We start from the raw sequence: 19,567 nt of genomic DNA on the forward strand, positions 1-19,567 counted from the left end.
GAATGGGTGACCGGGGATATGTGACGGCGGAGGCCGCCCTGGTGATCCCCGCGCTGGTGCTGTTCGCCGCCCTGCTCGTGTGGGCGCTGATGGCGGCGGCCGCGCAGATCCGGTGTGTGGACGCGGCCCGGGCCGGGGCCCGGGCGGCGGCCCGGTCGGAGCCGCGGGACCGGGCGGTGGCGGCGGCCCGGGCGGCCGCCCCGCCCGGGGCGGAGGTGGGGCTGGAGCGGGAGGGGGATCTGTGGCGGGTCCGGGTGGCGGCGCCGGCGCCGGGTCCCGGCGGGCTGCCGGTGCGGCTCGGGGCGCAGGCGGTGGCTCTGGCCGAGGACAGTGTGGGGCCGCCGCCATGAGCCGGGACCGGGGTTCGGCGACGGTGTGGGCGGCTCTGGTGGCGACCGCGCTGGGGGCGGTGTTCGGCGGTGTGCTGCTGCTCGGCCAGGCCGTCGTGGCCCGCCACCGCGCGGCGGCGGTTGCCGACCTGGCGGCCCTCGCGGCGGCGGCGACCTGGACCCACGGCCCGGAGGCCGCCTGCGCCGCGGCCCGCCGGGTCGCCGGAGCCCAGGGCGCGGCCGTGACCGCCTGCGCCGTCCGTGGGGAGGTGGCCGAGGTGGCGGCCCGCCCCGTGACGGGCCCCTTCGACCCGGTGATCAGCGCCCGAGCGGGACCGCCCGTGCCCGCCACGGGCTGACGGACGGTCCGCGTACGGGCCGTGCCGGCCGGGGGCACAGGCCGGCCGGGGGCCGGTCCGCTACGCGGGGGAGCCGACAGCGCCGACAGTGCCGTCGGGCGGCGGGGACTGGGCCAGGAGGCGGGTGAGCAGTCGGATCGCGCCGCGTTTGTGGAGGGGGTCGTTGCCGTTGCCGCACTTGGGCGACTGGATGCAGGAGGGGCAGCCGGCCTCGCACTCGCAGGCGGCGATCGCGTCGCGGGTGGCCGTCAGCCAGGCGCGGGCGGTGTGGAAGGCGCGCTCGGCGAAGCCCGCGCCGCCCGGGTGGCCGTCGTAGACGAACACGGTCGGGAGGAGGGTGTCGGGATGCAGTGGGACGGAGACCCCGCCGATGTCCCAGCGGTCGCAGGTGGCGAAGAGCGGGAGCAGGCCGATGGAGGCGTGCTCGGCGGCGTGCAGGGCGCCGCCGAGGATCTCCGGGTTGATCCGGGCCTCGTCGAGCTGGTCCTCGGTCACGGTCCACCACACGGCCCGGGTGCGCAGGGTGCGGGGCGGCAGGTCCAGCTTGGCCTCGCCGAGCACCTCGCCGGTGATCAGTTTGCGGCGCAGGTACGACACGACCTGGTTGGTCACCTCCACCGAGCCGAAGCAGAGCCGGGCCGGGCCCCAGGGGATCTCGGTCTCGGTCTCCAGCACGGAGATGGAGGTGGTGTCGCGGGCGGTGGTCGAGAAGGGCGGGCTGGACTCCTCCACCAGCGCGACCGAATCCTCCAGGTCCAGCCGCTTCACCAGGTAGGTGCGGCCCTGGTGGAGGTGGACGGCCCCGTCGTGGACGGCGGTGTGGGCGGCCGACTCGTCGACGGTGCCGAGCAGGCGGCCGGTGGCGGCCTCCACGATCTGGACCGGGCGGCCGCCCTCACCGCGGATGTCGGTCAGGTCCGAGGCCCGCTCCCGGCGGGTCCAGTGCCAGGCCGTCGCCCGGCGGCGCAGCAGCCTGGCCGCCTCCAGCTGCGGGATCAGCCCCGGGGCCGCCGGGCCGAACAGGGCGAGGTCCGCCTCCGTCAGCGGGAGCTCGGCGGCGGCCGCGCACAGGTGCGGGGCCAGGACGTACGGGTTGTCCGGGTCGAGGACCGTGGCTTCCACCGGTTGGCGGAACAGGGCCTCCGGATGGTGGACCAGGTAGGTGTCCAGGGGGTCGTCCCGGGCGATCAGCACGGCCAGGGCGCCCTGGCCCGAGCGCCCGGCCCGGCCCGCCTGCTGCCACAGGGAGGCCCGGGTGCCCGGGTAGCCGGTGATCAGGACGGCGTCCAGGCCGGAGACGTCCACGCCCAGCTCCAGGGCGGTGGTGGCGGCCAGGCCGAGCAGCTCGCCGGAGTGCAGGGCCCGCTCCAGGGCCCGGCGCTCCTCGGGCAGGTAGCCGCCCCGGTAGGCCGCGACCCGCCGGGGCAGGGAGCGGTCCACCTCGGCGAGCCGCTCCTGGGCGATGACCGAGATCAGCTCCGCGCCGCGCCGGGAGCGGACGAAGGCGACCGTACGGACCCCCTGGACGACCAGGTCGGTCAGCAGGTCCGCGGTCTCCGCCGTGGCGGTGCGGCGCACCGGGGCGCCCTTCTCGCCCCGCAGATCGGTCAGTGGCGGCTCCCACAGGGCGAAGACCACCTCGCCGCGCGGGGAGGCGTCGTCGGCGACCTCGGTGACCGGGATCCCGGTCAGCCGGGACGCGGCGGCCGCCGGGTCGCTCGCGGTGGCGGAGGCCAGCAGGAAGACCGGGTCGGCGCCGTAGCGGGCGCACAGCCGCCGCAGGCGGCGCAGCACCTGGGCCACGTGGGAGCCGAATACGCCCCGGTAGGTGTGGCACTCGTCGATGACCACGTAGCGCAGCGCGCGCAGGAAGGAGGACCAGCGGGGGTGGGTGGGCAGGATCCCCCGGTGCAGCATGTCGGGGTTGGTGAGGACGTAGTTCGCGTACTGGCGCACCCATTCGCGTTCCTCAACCGGCGTGTCGCCGTCGTAGACCGCGGGCCGGACCGCGTTGTCCAGGGGTGCGGCGAGGGACCGTACGGCACGCCGCTGGTCGGCCGCCAGGGCCTTGGTCGGGGCCAGGTAGAGGGCGGTCGCACCCCGGCCGTTCGGGGCTTCCGCGCCGTCCGCGAGGGCGGAGAGCACGGGCGCGAGGTAGGCCAGCGACTTGCCCGAGGCGGTGCCGGTGGCGACGACCACCGACTCGCCGTCCAGGGCGTGCTCGGCGGCCGCGGCCTGGTGTTCCCACGGGTGTTCGATGCCCGCGGCCCGGATGGCGGCTACGACATCCGTTCGGATGCGGTCGGGCCAGATTGCATGACGGCCCTCCCGAGGGGGCAAGTGCTCCGTATGGGTGATGCGCGCAGCTCGAGAAGGCCCCCGTGAGAGCCGGTCCAGGACCGTGCCGGGAGTGGGTCGTGAGTCCTCGGGTGCCGTGGGCCGACCGGGACGGTGAGTATTGGCCATTGGAACCGAGTGTGTCACCGGCGTGCGGGACAATGGTCGGAAGGCGTCGTGCGCGCCTGCCGGTAAGTGATTGAATGCCATTGCGGCAGCCAATCCCTCCTCCGCCTTCGGGTGGGGAGGCCCCCGGGGGGCGCCGCTCGATAGCAAGGTGCTGGAGGATCCGTGGACCTGTCCCTGTCGACTCGCACTGTCGGCGACCGCACGGTCGTGGAGGTCGGTGGCGAGATTGATGTGTATACCGCGCCCAAGCTGCGCGAGCAGTTGGTCGAGTTGGTGAACGACGGCAGCTACCACTTGGTTGTCGACATGGAGCGAGTGGACTTCCTCGACTCCACCGGGCTTGGTGTGCTCGTGGGAGGTCTCAAGCGCGTCCGTGCGCACGAGGGCTCGCTGCGTCTGGTGTGCAACCAGGAGCGCATCCTGAAGATCTTCCGCATCACCGGTCTGACCAAGGTGTTCCCGATCCATACGTCGGTGGAAGACGCCGTCCAGGCCACCGACTGACGGCTTCACCCCCTCGGCGCCGCAAGGCGCCGAGGGGGAGCCGAAGAGGAGCCGGGGCGCGGGCCGAGGCGGTCCGGGCCCCTGTAAGGCACGCCCGTAGTCCGAGGGGGACGCGCATGGCCACCGTTGAACTGCGCTTCAGCGCCCAGCCCGAACACGTCCGGACGGCCCGCCTGGTCGCGGCCGCCGTGGCGCGGCGGGCCGGCGTGGACGAAGCCGTGCTCGACGAGGTCCGCCTCGCCGTGGGCGAGGCCTGCTCGCGCGCCGTCGGTCTGCATCTCAGCAACGGGCTGACCGCACCCGTCCGGGTGGTCCTGACCGAGGAGGAGAAACTGTTCTCCATCGAGGTCGGCGACGAGGTGCCCGGACCGGCCGGCGGCCCGGAGGGCGCCGTGCCCGGGCTCGACGCCGCCCTGGACCCGGACGCCGACACCGAGGACGAGATGGGTCTCGCGGTGATCAGCGGGCTCGTCGACGACGTCGAGGTGATGAGCGGGGAGGCGGGCGGGACCATCCGGATGAGCTGGCCCGTGTCCGGCGCGCCCGAACTTCCGTAGTCCCGGTCCGGCGGGTCCATCAGACCCATCCGGTCCATCCGGTCCATGCGGTCCGTTCCGGTCTGTCAGATCGGTCCCGCCCGTTCCGGCCCCGTCCGTTCCGGTGCATTCCGGTGCGGTCCGAAGAATCTTCCGATCTTATTCAAGGCCCTGCCGAGCAGGGCCTTTTTTCATACTCCACGGCAATTCCTAGATCGATGATCAGGCGTCAATGCCTTTGTCCCATTACCCCTTTCGGGGGGTAATGGGGCGACGCGATCTATTGCTGAGGAGCAAGAGCAGGCCAATTCCGTTTCCTGCGCACTGTTTTGATCGGGAAGAGCTCCCTACAATCCGTCCACATCTTGAGCTCATCACGTCAAGGAGGACGAATGACGGGGCTCTTCACCCCCAACGCGCCGGTCGGCAACTCCGATCTGGCAGCCGCAGTACTCACCGATGACAATCGGCTCATCGTGATGGTGATCGCGGCCGTGGCACTTGCCGCACTCGTCGTCGCGCAGATCCTGGTCCGCCAGGTCCTCGGCGCCGACGAGGGAACCGACAGCATGAAGAGAATCGCAGCGGCCGTCCAGGAAGGCGCCAACGCCTACCTCGGCCGGCAGCTGCGCACCCTCGGGATCTTCGCCGTCGTCGTGTTCTTCCTGCTCTTCCTGCTTCCCGCCGACGACTGGACCCAGCGGGCGGGCCGTTCCGCCTTCTTCCTCGTGGGCGCCCTCTTCTCGGCGGCCACCGGCTACATCGGCATGCGGCTCGCGGTCCGCGCCAACGTCCGCGTCGCCGCCGCCGCACGCGAGGCCACCCCCGGTAAGGGCGAGCCCGCCAAGGACATCACCGACGTCGCGCACAAGGCCATGCGGATCGCCTTCCGCACCGGCGGCGTCGTCGGCATGTTCACCGTCGGCCTGGGCCTGCTCGGCGCTTCCTGCGTCGTCCTGGTCTACGCCGCCGACGCCCCCAAGGTCCTGGAGGGCTTCGGCCTCGGCGCCGCCCTGATCGCGATGTTCATGCGCGTGGGCGGCGGCATCTTCACCAAGGCCGCCGACGTCGGCGCCGACCTGGTCGGAAAGGTCGAGCAGGGCATTCCGGAGGACGACCCGCGCAATGCCGCGACCATCGCCGACAACGTGGGCGACAACGTCGGCGACTGCGCCGGTATGGCGGCCGACCTCTTCGAGTCGTACGCCGTCACCCTCGTGGCCGCGCTCATCCTCGGCAAGGCCGCCTTCGGCGACCTGGGCCTCGCCTTCCCGCTGATCGTCCCCGCGATCGGCGTCGTCACCGCCATGATCGGCATCTTCGCGGTCTCCCCGCGCCGTTCGGACCGCAGCGGAATGACCGCCATCAACCGCGGCTTCTTCATCTCCGCCGTGATCTCGCTGGCGCTGGTAGCCGTCGCCGTCTTCGCCTACCTGCCGGGCAGCTACAAGGAGCTCCTCGGCGTCGAGAACGCCACCATCAGCAACCACTCCGGCGACCCGCGCATCCTGGCCCTCGTCGCCGTGGCCATCGGCATCGTGCTCGCGGCCCTGATCCAGCAGCTGACCGGCTACTTCACCGAGACCAACCGCCGTCCCGTCCGGGACATCGGCAAGTCCTCCCTGACCGGCGCGGCCACCGTCGTCCTCGCCGGCATCTCCGTCGGCCTGGAGTCCGCCGTCTACACGGCGCTGCTCATCGGCCTCGGCGTGTACGGGGCGTTCCTGCTCGGCGGCACGTCGATCATGCTGGCGCTCTTCGCGGTGGCCCTGGCCGGCACCGGCCTGCTCACCACCGTCGGCGTCATCGTCGCCATGGACACCTTCGGGCCCGTCTCCGACAACGCCCAGGGCATCGCCGAGATGTCCGGCGACGTCGAGGGCGCCGGTGCGCAGGTGCTGACCGACCTGGACGCCGTCGGCAACACCACCAAGGCCATCACCAAGGGCATCGCGATCGCCACGGCCGTGCTCGCCGCGGCCGCGCTGTTCGGCTCGTACAACGACGCCATCGTGGGCGCGGTCAAGCAGGTCGGTGCCAAGGCCGGGGAGATGAACCTCAGCCTGGACATCGCGCAGCCCAACAACCTGGTCGGCCTGATCCTGGGCGCGGCGGTCGTGTTCCTGTTCTCCGGCCTCGCCATCAACGCCGTCTCCCGCTCCGCGGGCGCCGTCGTCTACGAGGTGCGCCGCCAGTTCCGCGAGCACCCCGGGATCATGGACTACAGCGAGAAGCCCGAGTACGGGCGCGTCGTGGACATCTGCACCAAGGACGCCCTGCGCGAGCTCGCCACGCCCGGCCTGCTCGCCGTCCTCACCCCGATCGCCGTCGGATTCTCCCTCGGCGTCGGCGCACTCGGCTCGTTCCTCGCGGGCGCCATCGGCACCGGCACACTGATGGCGGTCTTCCTCGCCAACTCCGGTGGTGCGTGGGACAACGCGAAGAAGCTCGTCGAGGACGGCCACCACGGCGGCAAGGGCAGCGAGGCCCACGCCGCGACCGTCATCGGCGACACGGTCGGCGACCCGTTCAAGGACACCGCGGGGCCCGCGATCAACCCGCTGCTCAAGGTCATGAACCTGGTGGCGCTGCTGATCGCCCCGGCGGTCGTGCAGTTCAGCTACGGCGCCGACACCAGCGCGACCGTGCGCGCGATCGTCGCCCTCCTCGCCATCGCCGTCATCATCGGCGCGGTGTACCTCTCCAAGCGCCGCGGCATCGCCGTCGGCGACGAGGGCGAGGGCGGGGAGGCCGCCGAGCGGGGGGCCCAGCAGGCCGATCCCGCGGTGGTTTCCTGACCCGACGGGTGACCGGAGGTGTGACCCCCGGGCGGCCCGGGGAGGCACCGAACGGCCGGCCCGGACCGCGGGTCGGGAGCTGCGCCCGAACGGCGGACAGACGGTGCGGACTGACGCGCCGTCTGTCCGCCGTTCTGCGTGCCCGGATGGCGGACGTGTATCTTCCGGGCCGAGAGCCTTCGAAGGGACCAATCCGGTGAACAAGAAGTTTGCGGCCGCGGTGTCCGGCGGTGCGGTACTGATGCTCGTGCTGTCCGGATGCGGCGGCGACGACGGGGACACGAAGGCCGACGCCTGGGCCAAGAAGGTCTGCGACAAGTGGCAGCCCGAGCTGAAGAAGATCGAGGCGGCCAACGCCGAGATCAAGCGCGTGGCGACCGAGAGCAGCAAGCCCGAAGAGGTGCAGACGACCGACTCGGCGGCGTTCGGGACGATGTCCGAGTCCTACAAGGCGATGGGGACCGCCGTGCAGCAGGCGGGAGTTCCGCCGGTCAAGGACGGCCAGACGACCCAGGAGACGGCGGTCAAGGGCTTCGAGTCGACGGCGAAGGGCTACGCCGACCTGAAGGCGAAGATGGAAGGCCTGGACGCGAAGGACCAGACGAAGTTCGCCGCGGGCATCAAGGAGGTGGCCGGCGGACTCCAGGCGGCCAGCCAGGGCGGCAAGGACGCGCTGGCCACGCTCAAGACGGGCGGCCTGGACCAGGCGATCAACGGTCAGAAGGGCTGCCAGGTCGCGGCGCCGTCGCCGGCGAAGTGACGTAGCCGGCGGACTCGGTTGCCGGCCGCCCCGGTTGCCGGCTGCGCGGTTGCGGCCGCCTCGGTGGCCGGCGGCGCAGCGGTACGCGGAGCGGGGTGCTCCGGGTCCGGGAACCCGGCAGCCCCGCTGCGTCCCGGCCCACCGGCCGCGCGGCGCACGCATCGGCGGCGGCAGCCGACACAATGGACCGGTGAGTACCACCAGCCTCCCCTCGCCCGACCGCGCCGCCGAGCTCCGCACGGCCCTGCTCGCCGCCGGCTTCACCGCCGACGGCCTGCTCGACCTGCTCGGCGCCCCCGCCTACGCCGCGCTGGCCCGCAGCGAGACGGTCCCCGCCCTGCGCGCCACCCGCGGGCGCGGCGACGGCCCGCTCGCGAGCCTGGTGCGGCTGTTCCTGCTCCAGCAGCCCGAGCCGTACGTGAATGCCGCGCAGGCGCTGCCCGTCGAAGCCGCGCTGGCCGACGGCTGGCTCCGCCGGGAGGAGGCCGCCGACGGCGAGGACACGGTGCACGCCACCGTCGACGTGCGCCCGTACGGCGGTCCCGACGGCGAGGACTGGTTCATCGTCTCCGACCTGGGCTGCGCCGTCGGCGGGGCGGGCGGGATCGGCAGCCGCGAGGAGGGCGTGGTCCTCGGCGTCGGCGGGGCCTCCACCACCCTGGCCGGGATCACCGTCCGCACCCCGGTCGCCTCGGCCCTCGATCTCGGCACCGGTTCCGGCATCCAGGCCCTGCACGCCGCGCAGCACGCCACCCGGGTCACCGCCACCGACGTCAACCCCCGGGCCCTGGAATTCACCCGGCTGACCCTGGCGCTGTCCGGCGCCCAGGAGGCCGAGCTGCTCCTCGGGTCGCTGTTCGCGCCGGTCGGCGAGGCCACGTACGACCTGATCGTGTCGAATCCGCCGTTCGTGATCTCTCCCGGCGCCCGGCTGACGTACCGCGACGGCGGGATGAGCGGCGACGACCTGTGCCGGACCCTCGTCCAGGAGGCCGGCGCGCACCTCAACCCGGGCGGGTACGCGCAGTTCCTCGGCAACTGGCAGCACGTGGAGGGCGAGGACTGGCACGACCGGGTCCGCGCCTGGGTGCCGCGCGGCTGCGATGCGTGGATCGTGCAGCGTGACGTGCAGGACGTCACGCAGTACGCGGAGCTGTGGCTGCGTGACGCGGGCGACCACCGCGCCGACCCGGCGGAGTACGCGCGCCGGTACGAGGACTGGCTGGACGCGTTCGAGGCGAGCAAGACCAAGGCCGTCGGCTTCGGCTGGATCACGCTGCGCCGCAGCGACGCGGCGGAGCGGTCGATCGTGGTCGAGGAGTGGCCGCACTCGGTGGAGCAGCCGCTCGGCGACGCCGTGGTGGCCCACTTCGCCCGGCAGGACTACCTGCGGGACCACGACGACGCGGCGCTGCTGGAGGCCCGCTTCGTCCTGGCGGCGGAGGTCGTCCAGGAGCAGGTCGGCGCGCCCGGCGCGGAGGACCCGGAGCACGTGGTGCTGCGGCAGAACCGCGGGATGCGGCGTGCGACCAAGGTCGACACGGTCGGGGCGGGCTTCGCCGGAGTGTGCGACGGCTCACTCACGGCGGGCCGGATCCTGGACGCGATCGCGCACCTGGTGCAGGAGGATCCCGTCCTCCTGCGGGACCGGACTCCCGAGGCCATCCGGATGCTGGTCGAGCAGGGATTCCTGGAGCCGGCCGACGGCTGAGCGGCCCTCCGGCGGCGCCGCGGCGGCCCGGTCCGCGGCGGCCGGGCCGTGGCCGAATCCGTTGTGTAACCCGGGGTTCGCGCGCCGTTTCCCTTCGGCTGGCAGGCTCCCGTGCGGGGGGACGGCCAGGGGCCGCCACGAGGATCCGGGGGGATCCGCGCGGGCCCCGGGAGCGGCCCGAGGGTAAAGGGGGAACGGCATGGAGAACGGTCCGGCGATCTTCGCAGCGACCGTGTTCCTGCTGTTCGGAGCCGCTCTGCTGGGCTGGACGGGGGCGCGCGCCCTGCACCGCGCGCCGGTGGCCGAGGATGTGCGCCCCGTCGTGGCCGTTCCGCTGGCGCTGCTCGCCTCCGTGGTGTCCCTGGCGCTCGGGGTGTGGTGCCTCGCCCGGCTCTGATCCACCTGCCCGCCCGCTGGTGTCGATCTTCGCCGGAAACAGGACGTCAGGCGGGGTGCGAGGGCGCGGCCAGACGGCCCCCTGGCCACTCGGCCTGGTGATCGCGACGGGTCCGGCGCGGCATCCGGGCGGCAGAAACGGCACTTGTCGGGTTACCGTTCGAGTGGCCGTTGCGGGCTTCCGCCGTTTGACACGGGGGCGGGTTGTACCGTCACACTCCGCAGCGTCGCCGTACTGCGACCGAGTGCCGACCGGAGAGAAGAGCCAAGTTGTCCCCGACTAGCGAGACCGCAAAGGGCGGCCGCCGACTCGTCATCGTCGAGTCCCCTGCCAAGGCGAAGACCATCAAGGGCTACCTCGGCCCGGGATACGTCGTCGAGGCGAGCGTCGGGCACATTCGCGACCTCCCGAACGGCGCCGCCGAGGTCCCCGACAAGTACACGGGCGAGGTCCGCCGCCTCGGCGTGGACGTCGAACACGACTTCCAGCCGATCTACGTCGTCAACGCCGACAAGAAGGCGCAGGTCAGGAAGCTCAAGGAGCTGCTGGCCGACTCCGACGAACTCTTCCTCGCCACCGATGAGGACCGCGAGGGCGAAGCCATCGCGTGGCACCTGCAGGAAGTCCTCAAGCCCAAGGTCCCCGTCCACCGGATGGTCTTCCACGAGATCACCAAGGACGCGATCCGCGACGCCGTCGCCAACCCGCGCGAGCTGAACCAGCGCATGGTCGACGCCCAGGAGACCCGCCGCATCCTCGACCGCCTCTACGGCTACGAGGTCTCGCCGGTCCTGTGGAAGAAGGTCATGCCGCGGCTGTCGGCCGGCCGCGTCCAGTCCGTGGCCACCCGGCTCGTCGTCGAGCGGGAGCGCGAGCGCATCGCCTTCCGCTCCGCCGAGTACTGGGACCTGACCGGAACCTTCTCCACCGGCCGCGCCGGTGACGCCTCCGACCCGTCGACCCTGGTCGCCCGCCTGAACACGGTGGACGGCAAGCGGATCGCGCAGGGCCGCGACTTCGGCTCGAACGGGCAGCTCAAGAGCGAGGTCCTGCACCTCGACGAGGCGAACGCGCGGGCGCTCGCCGCCGCGCTGGCGGACACCTCGTTCGCCGTCCGCTCGGTCGAGTCCAAGCCGTACCGCCGCTCCCCGTACGCCCCGTTCCGCACGACCACGCTCCAGCAGGAGGCCTCGCGCAAGCTCGGCTTCGGCGCGAAGGCGACGATGCAGGTGGCGCAGAAGCTGTACGAGAACGGCTTCATCACCTACATGCGTACGGACTCCACCACGCTCTCCGACACCGCGGTGTCGGCGGCGCGGGCGCAGGTCACGCAGCTCTACGGGGCCGACTACCTGCCGGAGAAGCCGCGCGTCTACGCCGGCAAGGTCAAGAACGCGCAGGAGGCGCACGAGGCGATTCGCCCTTCGGGTGATCGTTTCCGCACCCCGGCCGAGACGGGCCTGACCGGCGACCAGTTCCGCCTGTACGAGCTGATCTGGAAGCGGACCGTCGCCTCTCAGATGAAGGACGCGGTAGGGAACTCGGTCACGGTCAAGATCGGCGGCCGGGCGTCGGACGGCCGGGACGCCGAGTTCTCGGCCTCCGGCAAGACGATCACCTTCCATGGGTTCATGAAGGCGTACGTCGAGGGCGCGGACGACCCGAACGCCGAGCTCGACGACCGCGAGCGGCGTCTTCCGCAGGTCGCCGAGGGCGACGCGCTGTCGGCCGAGGAGATCACGGCGGACGGCCACGCGACCAAGCCGCCGGCCCGCTACACCGAGGCCTCGCTGGTCAAGGAGCTGGAAGAGCGGGAGATCGGCCGCCCGTCGACGTACGCGTCGATCATCGGAACGATCCTGGACCGCGGGTACGTCTTCAAGAAGGGCACGGCGCTCGTGCCGTCCTTCCTGTCGTTCGCCGTGGTCAACCTGCTGGAGACGCACTTCGGACGCCTCGTCGACTACGACTTCACGGCCAAGATGGAGGACGACCTCGACCGCATCGCGCGGGGCGAGGCCCAGTCCGTGCCGTGGCTGAAGCGGTTCTACTTCGGCTCCGAGGACGCGTCGGAGGTCGTACCGGCCGGCGGCGACCACCTCGGTGGCCTGAAGGAGCTGGTCACGGACCTGGGCGCGATCGACGCCCGGGAGATCTCCTCCTTCCCCGTCGGCGAGGGCATCGTGCTGCGGGTCGGCCGCTACGGGCCGTACGTGGAGCGTGGTGAGAAGGACGCCGAGGGCCACCAGCGGGCCGACGTACCGGACGACCTTGCTCCGGACGAGCTGACGATCGCGTACGCGGAGGAGCTGTTCGCGAAGCCGAGCGGCGAGTTCGCGCTGGGCGCGGACCCGGTCAGCGGCAACCAGATCGTCGCCAAGGACGGCCGCTACGGGCCGTACGTGACGGAGATCCTGCCCGAGGGCACGCCGAAGACCGGCAAGAACGCGGTGAAGCCGCGGACGGCGTCGCTGTTCAAGTCGATGTCGCTCGACACGGTGACCCTGGACGACGCGCTGAAGCTGATGTCCCTCCCCCGGGTCGTGGGCGCGGACGCGGAGGGCGTGGAGATCACGGCCCAGAACGGCCGCTACGGCCCGTACCTGAAGAAGGGCACGGACTCGCGGTCGCTGGAGACCGAGGACCAGCTGTTCACGATCACGCTGGACGAGGCCCTCGCGATCTACGCGCAGCCGAAGCAGCGCGGCCGGGCGGCGGCCAAGCCGCCGCTGAAGGAACTGGGCACGGACCCGGTCAGCGAGAAGCCGGTCGTCGTCAAGGACGGGCGCTTCGGGCCGTACGTGACGGACGGCGAGACGAACGCGACGCTGCGGCGGGACGACGACGTCGAGACCATCACGCCGGAGCGGGGCTACGAGCTGCTCGCGGAGAAGCGCGCGAAGGGCCCCGCCAAGAAGACGGCGAAGAAGGCCCCGGCCAAGAAGGCGCCCGCGAAGAAGGCTCCGGCCAAGAAGGCGACGACGGCCGCCAAGACGGCGGCGAAGAAGACGACGGCCGCGAAGACGACGGCCGCGAAGAAGACGGTCGCGAAGAAGGCGGCGGCCAAGAAGGCGACGGCCGCCCCGGCGTCGGACGAGTAGGCATCGCCAGGGCCCCGTGCGCACCGCGCACGGGGCCCTGCCGTTTCCCCGTGGGGCCGGTGCGCCCGCCGCCGGGGGCCGGATCTCCAGGAACGGGCGGCGCTCGCCTGTGCACAGCGGCCTCCGCGCCCCGAAGGGCCCCGGAAAGTCCTCTCCCGGCCGCAGGCCGCGGAGGTGCGGGCGGGGTCACACCCGGCGTTGTCCACAGGGCTCCGCAGCTGCCAAGCGCAGCGGATAGGCTGGGCGGATGACGCGAGCCGAGCAGCCAACGGTCGTGACCGCCCCCGCGAACCCCACCTACGACGAAGCCCTCGCCGCGGATTCCCGCGAGCGAGCGGTGCGCGCCCTGCTGCGCACACCCAGGCTGCGCCGGCTGTGGAGCGCGCAGCTGGTCAGTGGCATCGGAGATGCCCTCGCCCTGCTGGTGCTGGTGCTGCTGGCCTTCCAGACAGCCGTCTCCGAGGAGACCTTCGGCAGCGGGTACCAGGGCTGGGCCCTCACCGTCGCCGCCGTCTTCGGGGTCCGGATCCTCGCCACCCTGCTCTTCGGTGCCGTGCTGCTCGGGCCGCTGGCCAAGCTGCTCGCGCCGAAGGAGGCCGGCGGCAGGCTGGACCGCCGCTGGACGATGATCGGCGCCGACGGGGTCCGGCTCGGCCTGTTCGTCGTCGCCCCGCTCTGGCTCGACTGGATCCCGGCCCACGCGCTGACCGCGCTGCTGGCCACCGTCTTCGTCTCCGGCGTCGCCGAGCGTCTGTGGACCCTGGCCAAGGAGAGCGCGGCTCCCGCCCTGCTGCCCGCGCCGCCGCCGGAGGGGGCGACCGTACGCCCGCTGCCGGACCACCTCGACGCGCTGCGCCGGCTGACCCTGCGCACGTCGTTCGCCGCCATGCCCGTCGCCGCCGCGGTGCTGCTCGCCGCGACCCTCGTCGGCAAGGCCCTCGGCCTCGGCGTGGCCTGGTTCGCCGAGAACCAGGCCGCCCTGGGCTCGTACGTGGCCTCCGGCCTCTTCGCGGCGTCCGTCTCGCTGCTGCTCCCGCTGGTGCTGCCGACGGCGAAGACCCCGCGCCCGCGTTCCCCGCTGGAGGGCCTGCCGGCCCCCAAGGCGGGGGACCGCCCGGAGAAGGGCCGTACGGGGGCCATCCCGCTGCTCGTCCTGGCCTGCGCAGCCGTAGCCGGAGCCGTGTCCAGTGCGGCCGCCGTGGCCGTCCTGCACGCCTACGACCTGGGCGGCGGCCCCGCCACCTTCGCCCTGCTCGTGCTGGCCCTGCTCGGCGGCGCCGCCGCGGGCATCCGCGCCACCCAGGCCGGCAAGGTGCTGCCCGCGCTCTCGCGGCGCCGCCTGCTGGCCCTGGCCATCGCGGTGGCCGGGCTCGCGCTGCTGCTGACCGGGCTGGTCCCGGACACGGCGACCGTGCTGTTCCTCTCGCTGCTCGCCGGCACCGCCGCGGGCGTGGCCGCCAACAATGGGCACACCCTGCTGGACCAGGAGACCGAGGAGTTCCGCCGGGCCCGGGTCACCGAGCACCTGCAGGCCGTTGTACGGGTGGCCGTCGGCATCGGCGCCGTCCTCGCCCCGGTCCTGGCCGCGGCGATCGGCCCGCACCGGCTGGCCGGCGGGGACGTCGTCTTCGAGCACGGCGGGGCCGCCTTCACCCTGACGCTGGTCGGCGCCCTGCTGCTGCCCGTCGCCGTCGTGGTGCTCGCCAAGGCCGACGACCGCAGCGGCGTACCGCTGCGCCGGGACCTGCGCGAGGCGCTGCGCGGCGGGGAGCCGGTACAGGCGGCGTCCGACGCAGGGTTCTTCATCGCCCTGGAGGGCGGCGACGGAGCCGGCAAGTCCACCCAGGTCGAGGCGCTGGCCGCCTGGATACGGGGCAAGGGCCACGAGGTCGTCGTAACGCGCGAGCCGGGGGCCACCCCGGTCGGCAAGCGCCTCCGCTCGATCCTGCTCGACGTCTCCTCGGCCGGGCTGTCCAACCGGGCCGAGGCCCTCCTGTACGCCGCCGACCGCGCGGAGCACGTGGACACCGTCGTCCGGCCCGCCCTGGAGCGCGGCGCGGTCGTCATCTCCGACCGCTACATCGACTCCTCGGTGGCGTACCAGGGCGCCGGCCGGGACCTGTCGCCGACCGAGATCGCCCGGATCTCCCGCTGGGCCACCGACGGGCTCGTCCCGAACCTGACCGTGCTGCTCGACGTGTCGCCGGAGGCGGCCCGCGAGCGCTTCACGGAGGCCCCGGACCGGCTGGAGTCCGAGCCGGCCGAGTTCCACCAGCGGGTGCGGGCCGGCTTCCTGACGCTGGCCGCGGCCGACCCGGGGCGCTACTTGGTGGTCGACGCCGGCCAGGACCCGGAGTCCGTGACCACCGTCGTACGCCACCGCCTGGACCGGATGCTCCCGCTCTCGGAGGCCGAGGTGGCCGCCCAGGCCGAGGCGCGGCGCAAGGCCGAGGAGGAGGCCCGGCGCCGGGCCGAGGAAGAGGCCGCCCGCAAGGCGGAGGAGGAGCGGCTGCGCGCCGAGGAGGAGGCCCGCGCCCGGGCCGAGGCCGAAGCCGCCCGGATCAAGGCCGAGGCCGAGGCCGCCCGCAAGGCGGAAGAGGAGCGGCTGCGCGCCGAGGAGGAGGCCCGCGCCCGGGCCGAGGCGGAGCGGCTGCGTGCGGAGGCCGAGGCGAAGGCCCTCGCTGCGGAGCAGGAGCGGCTGCGCAAGCAGGCGGAGGAGGAGGCCCGGCTGCGCGCCGAGGCCGAGGAACGGCGGCTGGAGAAGCAGCGGCGGGCCGAGGAGGCCCTGCTGAGGGCCGAGGAGGCGCGCCGGCTGGCGGAGGCCTCGGCGGCTGCGGCGGCTGCCCAGGCCGCAGCGGCGGCTGCGGCGGCTGCGGCCCCCGCGCCTGCCCCGGCTCCCGAACCGGCTGCTCCGGCTCCCGCGGCACCCGCCCCCAAGGTCGCGATGACCAAGGAGCCGCTCCCGGACGATGCCGTGACGGTGGAAACCCCGCTGGTCAAGCGGGTCGTCCAGCCGGACGACGTGACGCAGACGGTCCCGGTGCCGAAGATCGACCCGGCGGCGGAGACCTCGGTGCTGCCGGCCGTTCCGGCGGCCGGCCCGGCCGACGAGACGGCGGTCCTGCCGCCCGTACGCCCGTCCCGTACGAGCCCCCCTGCCGGCCAGGCCCGCTCCGCCGTCCGCCCGACGGCCCGGCGTCCGCAGGAGAGCCCGGCCGACCGGGTGCCGCCGGGCATCTTCCGGGACTCCGGCAACGACGAGACCCGCGAGCTCCCGGTCTTCGGCGGCGACGACCGCCCCGGCGGGCAGGACCAGGAGAACCGGCAGAACCGGCCCGCGCGGCCGAGCAGGCCGCGGCCCGCCTGGGCCGAGGAGACCCCGCTGGACGATCTGCCGACCCTGGCGGACGAGCTGCTCGGCCCCCGCCGGGACGACGAGGACGAAGAGGGCGGTCCGCGCCGCGGCCGCTGACGGGCTGCGGGCTGACGGGGATTGTCAGTGGCGCACGCCACACTGGGGCGGGCACGAGCAGGACGAGCGGCACGGACGGCCAAGGGAAGACGGCCGGTGAAAGGCGGTGGGCGGGATGCCCGTATGGGACGAGCTGGTGGGCCAGGAGCGGGTGCAGGCGCAGCTGGCCGCCGCCGCCCGTGACGCCGACGCCCTGGTCACCGCCGTCGACGCCGGGTCGCCGCCGCCCGCCGCGTCCAAGATGACCCACGCCTGGCTGTTCACCGGGCCGCCCGGCTCCGGACGGTCCACCGTCGCCCGGGCCTTCGCGGCCGCCCTCCAGTGCACCAGCCCCGACCGCGCCCTCGGGGGCGAGCCGGGCTGCGGGTTCTGCGACGGCTGCCACACCACCCTGGTCGGCACCCACGCCGATGTGGAGATCGTCCGCACCGATCTGCTGTCCATCGGCGTGAAGGAGACCCGCGACCTGGTCCGCCGGGCGCAGCTCTCCCCGGCCGTGGGCCGCTGGCAGGTCATCGTCCTGGAGGACGCCGACCGGCTGACCGAAGGCGCGGGCAATGTGCTCCTCAAGGCCGTGGAGGAGCCCGCTCCGCGGACCGTGTGGCTGCTGTGCGCCCCCTCGCTGGAGGACGTGCTGCCCACCATCCGCTCCCGCTGCCGCCACCTGACCCTGCGCACCCCGCCCGTCGCCGCGGTCGCCGACGTCCTGGTCCGGCGCGACGGCATCGATCCCGCCGTCGCCGCGGCCGCCGCGCGCGCCACCCAGGGGCACATCGGCCGAGCCCGCCGGCTCGCGCAGGACGAGGCCGCCCGGGCCCGCCGTGCCGCGGTGCTGAGGCTCCCGCTCCGGATCGACGACGTGGGTGCCTGCCTCAAGGCCGCCCAGGAGCTCGTCGACGCCGCCGCGGAGGACGCCAAGCAGGTCGCGGAGGAGGTCGACACCAAGGAGACCGAGGATCTGCGGGCCGCGCTCGGCGCCGGGGCCGGCACCGGCGGCCGGATGCCGCGCGGCACGGCGGGAGTGATGAAGGAGCTCGAAGACCGGCAGAAGCGCCGCCGCACCCGTACCCAGCGGGACACCCTCGACCTGGCGCTGACCGACCTCACCGGCTTCTACCGGGACGTGCTGGCCCTCCAGCTCGGCTCTTCGGTGGCCATCGCGAACGAGGAGATACGGGCCGACCTCGACCGGATCGCCCGCGCGTCCGGACCGGAGCGCACGCTGCGCCGGATCGAGGCGATCATCGCCTGCCGCGAAGCCCTGGACCGCAACGTGGCCCCGCTCCTCGCGGTCGAGGCGATGACGATGTCGCTGCGCGCGGGCTGAGCGCTTCACCCGTACGAGCGGTCGGGCGGCGTCGGGCCGGGTACGGCGGGTCCGTGGGGGGCACGGCGCACCCCCGGGCGGCGGGCAGCCGGTCGGCGTGCGCACGCCCGGCCGGGGCGCCCGCCAGGACGTAGGCTCCGAGAATGGACACCACTCGCCTGCTGCGCACCACCGGAACCGTGATCGCAGCTGCCGGGCTGCTGCTTTCCGGGTGCACCTCGGCCGGGTCGGGGGGACTGCGGGCCGCCGCGTCCTCCTCCGGGCGCGCCCCGCAGCAGGCCGCACCGGCCGCGGTCTCGGCCGCGCTGCGCCCGTACTACGAGCAGAAACTGAGCTGGCGCGACTGCGGCGTCCCCGGGTTCCAGTGCGCCACGATGAAGGCCCCGCTGGACTACGCGCACCCGGAGTCGGGCCAGGACGTCGACATCGCCGTGGCCCGTCGCCAGGCCACCGGCCCGGGCAAGCGGCTGGGCTCGCTCGTGGTCAACCCGGGGGGACCGGGCGGCTCCGGCATCGGGTACCTCCAGGCGTACGCGGGCATCGGCTACCCGGCACCCGTCCGCGCCCGGTACGACATGGTCTCCTTCGACCCGCGAGGGGTGGACCGCAGCAGCCCGGTGCAGTGCCTGACCGGGCCGGAGATGGACAAGTTCACGCAGGTGGACCAGACGCCGGACAACGCGGAGGAGCGGGCCGAGCTGGTGACCGCCTTCAAGGAGTTCGCCGCCGGCTGCCAGACGCGCTCGCAGCGGATCCTGCCGCACGTCTCCACCGTCGAGGCCGCCCGGGACATGGACTTGCTCCGCGCGGTGCTGGGCGACGAGAAGCTGACGTACGTCGGGGCCTCGTACGGCACCCTCCTCGGGGCGACGTACGCGGAGCTCTTCCCCGGCCGGGTCGGCCGGCTCGTGCTGGACGGCGCGATGGACCCCTCCCGTCCGGCGCTCGAACTGAACCGGGACCAGACCGGGGGCTTCGAGACGGCCCTGCGCTCCTTCGCCAAGGACTGCGCGAAGCAGCCCGACTGCCCGCTCGGCAAGGGCAGCCCGGAGTCGACGGCCGACCGGCTCACGGAGTTCTTCCGCAAGGTCGACGCGCAGCCCGTGCCCAGCGGCGATCCCGACCGCCCGCTCGGCGAGTCCCTCGCCACGACCGGGGTGATCGCCGCGCTGTACGACGAGAGCGCATGGCCGCAGCTGCGCGAGGGGCTGGCGTCTGCGATGAACGGCGACGGGTCCGGCCTGCTCGGCCTCGCCGACAGCTATTACGAGCGCGAGCCGGACGGCAAGTACGCGAACCTGATGTTCGCGAACGCCGCCGTCAACTGCCTGGACCAGCCGCCGGCCTTCGCCGGGCCGGAGGCGGTCGAGGCGGCCCTGCCGTCCTTCGAGAAGGCCTCACCCGTCTTCGGCGCCGGCCTTGCCTGGGCCTCGCTGAACTGCGCGTACTGGCCGGTCAAGGCCACTGGCGCGGCCGGCGCCCTGGCGGCGAAGGGCGCTGCGCCGATCGTGGTGGTCGGCACCGTCCGGGACCCGGCGACCCCGTACAAGTGGGCCCAGGCGCTGGCGCAGCAGCTCGACTCGGGTGTCCTGCTCACGTACGACGGCGACGGGCACACGGCGTACGGGCGCGGCAGCTCCTGCATCGACACGGCGATCAACACGTACCTGCTCGACGGAACCCCGCCGAAGGCCGGCAAGAAGTGCAGCTAGCGCCCCCGGCGCCCACCCCCGCACAGCGTGGTTCGGGGCACCCCGTTCGAGCCTGTAGACTTGGCGCCGCTGCTGATGAGAGCTCCCCTCCGAGG

13 protein-coding genes are annotated in these 19,567 nt (G+C 73.5%); 12 read left to right on the forward strand and 1 reads right to left on the reverse strand.

Annotation, left to right across the window (positions count from 1 at the left end):
- Positions 1 to 2: 2 nt before the first annotated feature.
- Complete coding sequence (locus tag ABTY04_RS14220) at positions 3 to 350, forward strand: TadE family type IV pilus minor pilin (protein WP_502996636.1); 348 nt, start codon at positions 3 to 5, stop codon at positions 348 to 350.
- Positions 347 to 688, forward strand: coding sequence for an Rv3654c family TadE-like protein (locus ABTY04_RS14225; protein WP_352213650.1), 342 nt, complete (start codon positions 347 to 349; stop codon positions 686 to 688). Before ABTY04_RS14220 ends, ABTY04_RS14225 begins: the two co-directional genes overlap by 4 nt.
- 60 nt (positions 689 to 748) lie before the next feature.
- On the opposite strand, the gene ABTY04_RS14230 is transcribed toward ABTY04_RS14225, so the two are convergent.
- Complete coding sequence (locus ABTY04_RS14230; RefSeq protein ID WP_352213651.1) at positions 749 to 3,235, reverse strand: DEAD/DEAH box helicase; 2,487 nt, start codon at positions 3,233 to 3,235, stop codon at positions 749 to 751.
- An 81-nt stretch (positions 3,236 to 3,316) separates the two neighbouring features.
- Here ABTY04_RS14230 and bldG point away from each other — a divergent pair, with 81 nt between their 5' ends.
- From bldG to ABTY04_RS14280, 10 genes are all read left to right on the forward strand, one after another.
- Positions 3,317 to 3,658 carry an anti-sigma factor antagonist BldG gene (bldG, locus tag ABTY04_RS14235; RefSeq protein WP_007264942.1) on the forward strand — a complete coding sequence of 114 codons (342 nt, stop codon included), beginning with the start codon at positions 3,317 to 3,319 and terminating at the stop codon, positions 3,656 to 3,658.
- Between the two features lie 116 nt (positions 3,659 to 3,774).
- A complete protein-coding gene (locus tag ABTY04_RS14240; RefSeq protein WP_352213652.1) occupies positions 3,775 to 4,215 on the forward strand; it encodes an ATP-binding protein in 441 nt (146 codons plus the stop codon).
- A 371-nt stretch (positions 4,216 to 4,586) separates the two neighbouring features.
- On the forward strand, positions 4,587 to 6,992 hold the full coding sequence (locus tag ABTY04_RS14245; RefSeq protein WP_352213653.1) for a sodium-translocating pyrophosphatase: 2,406 nt from the start codon (positions 4,587 to 4,589) through the stop codon (positions 6,990 to 6,992).
- Between the two features lie 196 nt (positions 6,993 to 7,188).
- Positions 7,189 to 7,752, forward strand: a complete 564-nt coding sequence (locus ABTY04_RS14250) for a small secreted protein (protein ID WP_352213654.1) — start codon at positions 7,189 to 7,191, stop codon at positions 7,750 to 7,752.
- A 190-nt stretch (positions 7,753 to 7,942) separates the two neighbouring features.
- Positions 7,943 to 9,463, forward strand: coding sequence for a DUF7059 domain-containing protein (locus tag ABTY04_RS14255; RefSeq protein ID WP_352213655.1), 1,521 nt, complete (start codon positions 7,943 to 7,945; stop codon positions 9,461 to 9,463).
- A gap of 199 nt (positions 9,464 to 9,662) precedes the next feature.
- Positions 9,663 to 9,860 carry a hypothetical protein gene (locus ABTY04_RS14260; RefSeq protein ID WP_352213656.1) on the forward strand — a complete coding sequence of 66 codons (198 nt, stop codon included), beginning with the start codon at positions 9,663 to 9,665 and terminating at the stop codon, positions 9,858 to 9,860.
- Positions 9,861 to 10,129: 269 nt separating this feature from the next.
- Entirely contained in the window at positions 10,130 to 12,961 is a 2,832-nt protein-coding gene (gene topA / locus ABTY04_RS14265) for a type I DNA topoisomerase (RefSeq protein ID WP_352213657.1), read from the forward strand.
- A gap of 247 nt (positions 12,962 to 13,208) precedes the next feature.
- Positions 13,209 to 16,433: a dTMP kinase gene (gene tmk, locus ABTY04_RS14270; RefSeq protein ID WP_352213658.1), complete on the forward strand. Its 3,225-nt coding sequence runs from the start codon at positions 13,209 to 13,211 to the stop codon at positions 16,431 to 16,433.
- Between the two features lie 115 nt (positions 16,434 to 16,548).
- Entirely contained in the window at positions 16,549 to 17,760 is a 1,212-nt protein-coding gene (locus ABTY04_RS14275; protein ID WP_352213659.1) for a DNA polymerase III subunit delta', read from the forward strand.
- A 143-nt stretch (positions 17,761 to 17,903) separates the two neighbouring features.
- Positions 17,904 to 19,472, forward strand: coding sequence for an alpha/beta hydrolase (locus ABTY04_RS14280; protein ID WP_352213660.1), 1,569 nt, complete (start codon positions 17,904 to 17,906; stop codon positions 19,470 to 19,472).
- The last annotated feature ends 95 nt before the right edge of the window (positions 19,473 to 19,567 follow it).

The sequence above is a fragment of the Streptomyces sp. NPDC097981 genome, from assembly GCF_040302565.1.
GTDB lineage: Bacteria > Actinomycetota > Actinomycetes > Streptomycetales > Streptomycetaceae > Streptomyces.

What these genes read in the sequence shown, in the direction of transcription:
- ABTY04_RS14220 (WP_502996636.1), top strand. Translation starts at nt 3, where the DNA reads ATGGGTGACCGGGGATATGTGACGGCGGAGGCCGCCCTGGTGATCCCC.
- ABTY04_RS14225 (WP_352213650.1), top strand. Translation starts at nt 347, where the DNA reads ATGAGCCGGGACCGGGGTTCGGCGACGGTGTGGGCGGCTCTGGTGGCG.
- ABTY04_RS14230 (WP_352213651.1), bottom strand. Translation starts at nt 3,235, where the DNA reads ATGGCATTCAATCACTTACCGGCAGGCGCGCACGACGCCTTCCGACCA.
- ABTY04_RS14240 (WP_352213652.1), top strand. Translation starts at nt 3,775, where the DNA reads ATGGCCACCGTTGAACTGCGCTTCAGCGCCCAGCCCGAACACGTCCGG.
- ABTY04_RS14245 (WP_352213653.1), top strand. Translation starts at nt 4,587, where the DNA reads ATGACGGGGCTCTTCACCCCCAACGCGCCGGTCGGCAACTCCGATCTG.
- ABTY04_RS14260 (WP_352213656.1), top strand. Translation starts at nt 9,663, where the DNA reads ATGGAGAACGGTCCGGCGATCTTCGCAGCGACCGTGTTCCTGCTGTTC.
- tmk (WP_352213658.1), top strand. Translation starts at nt 13,209, where the DNA reads ATGACGCGAGCCGAGCAGCCAACGGTCGTGACCGCCCCCGCGAACCCC.
- ABTY04_RS14275 (WP_352213659.1), top strand. Translation starts at nt 16,549, where the DNA reads ATGCCCGTATGGGACGAGCTGGTGGGCCAGGAGCGGGTGCAGGCGCAG.
- ABTY04_RS14280 (WP_352213660.1), top strand. Translation starts at nt 17,904, where the DNA reads ATGGACACCACTCGCCTGCTGCGCACCACCGGAACCGTGATCGCAGCT.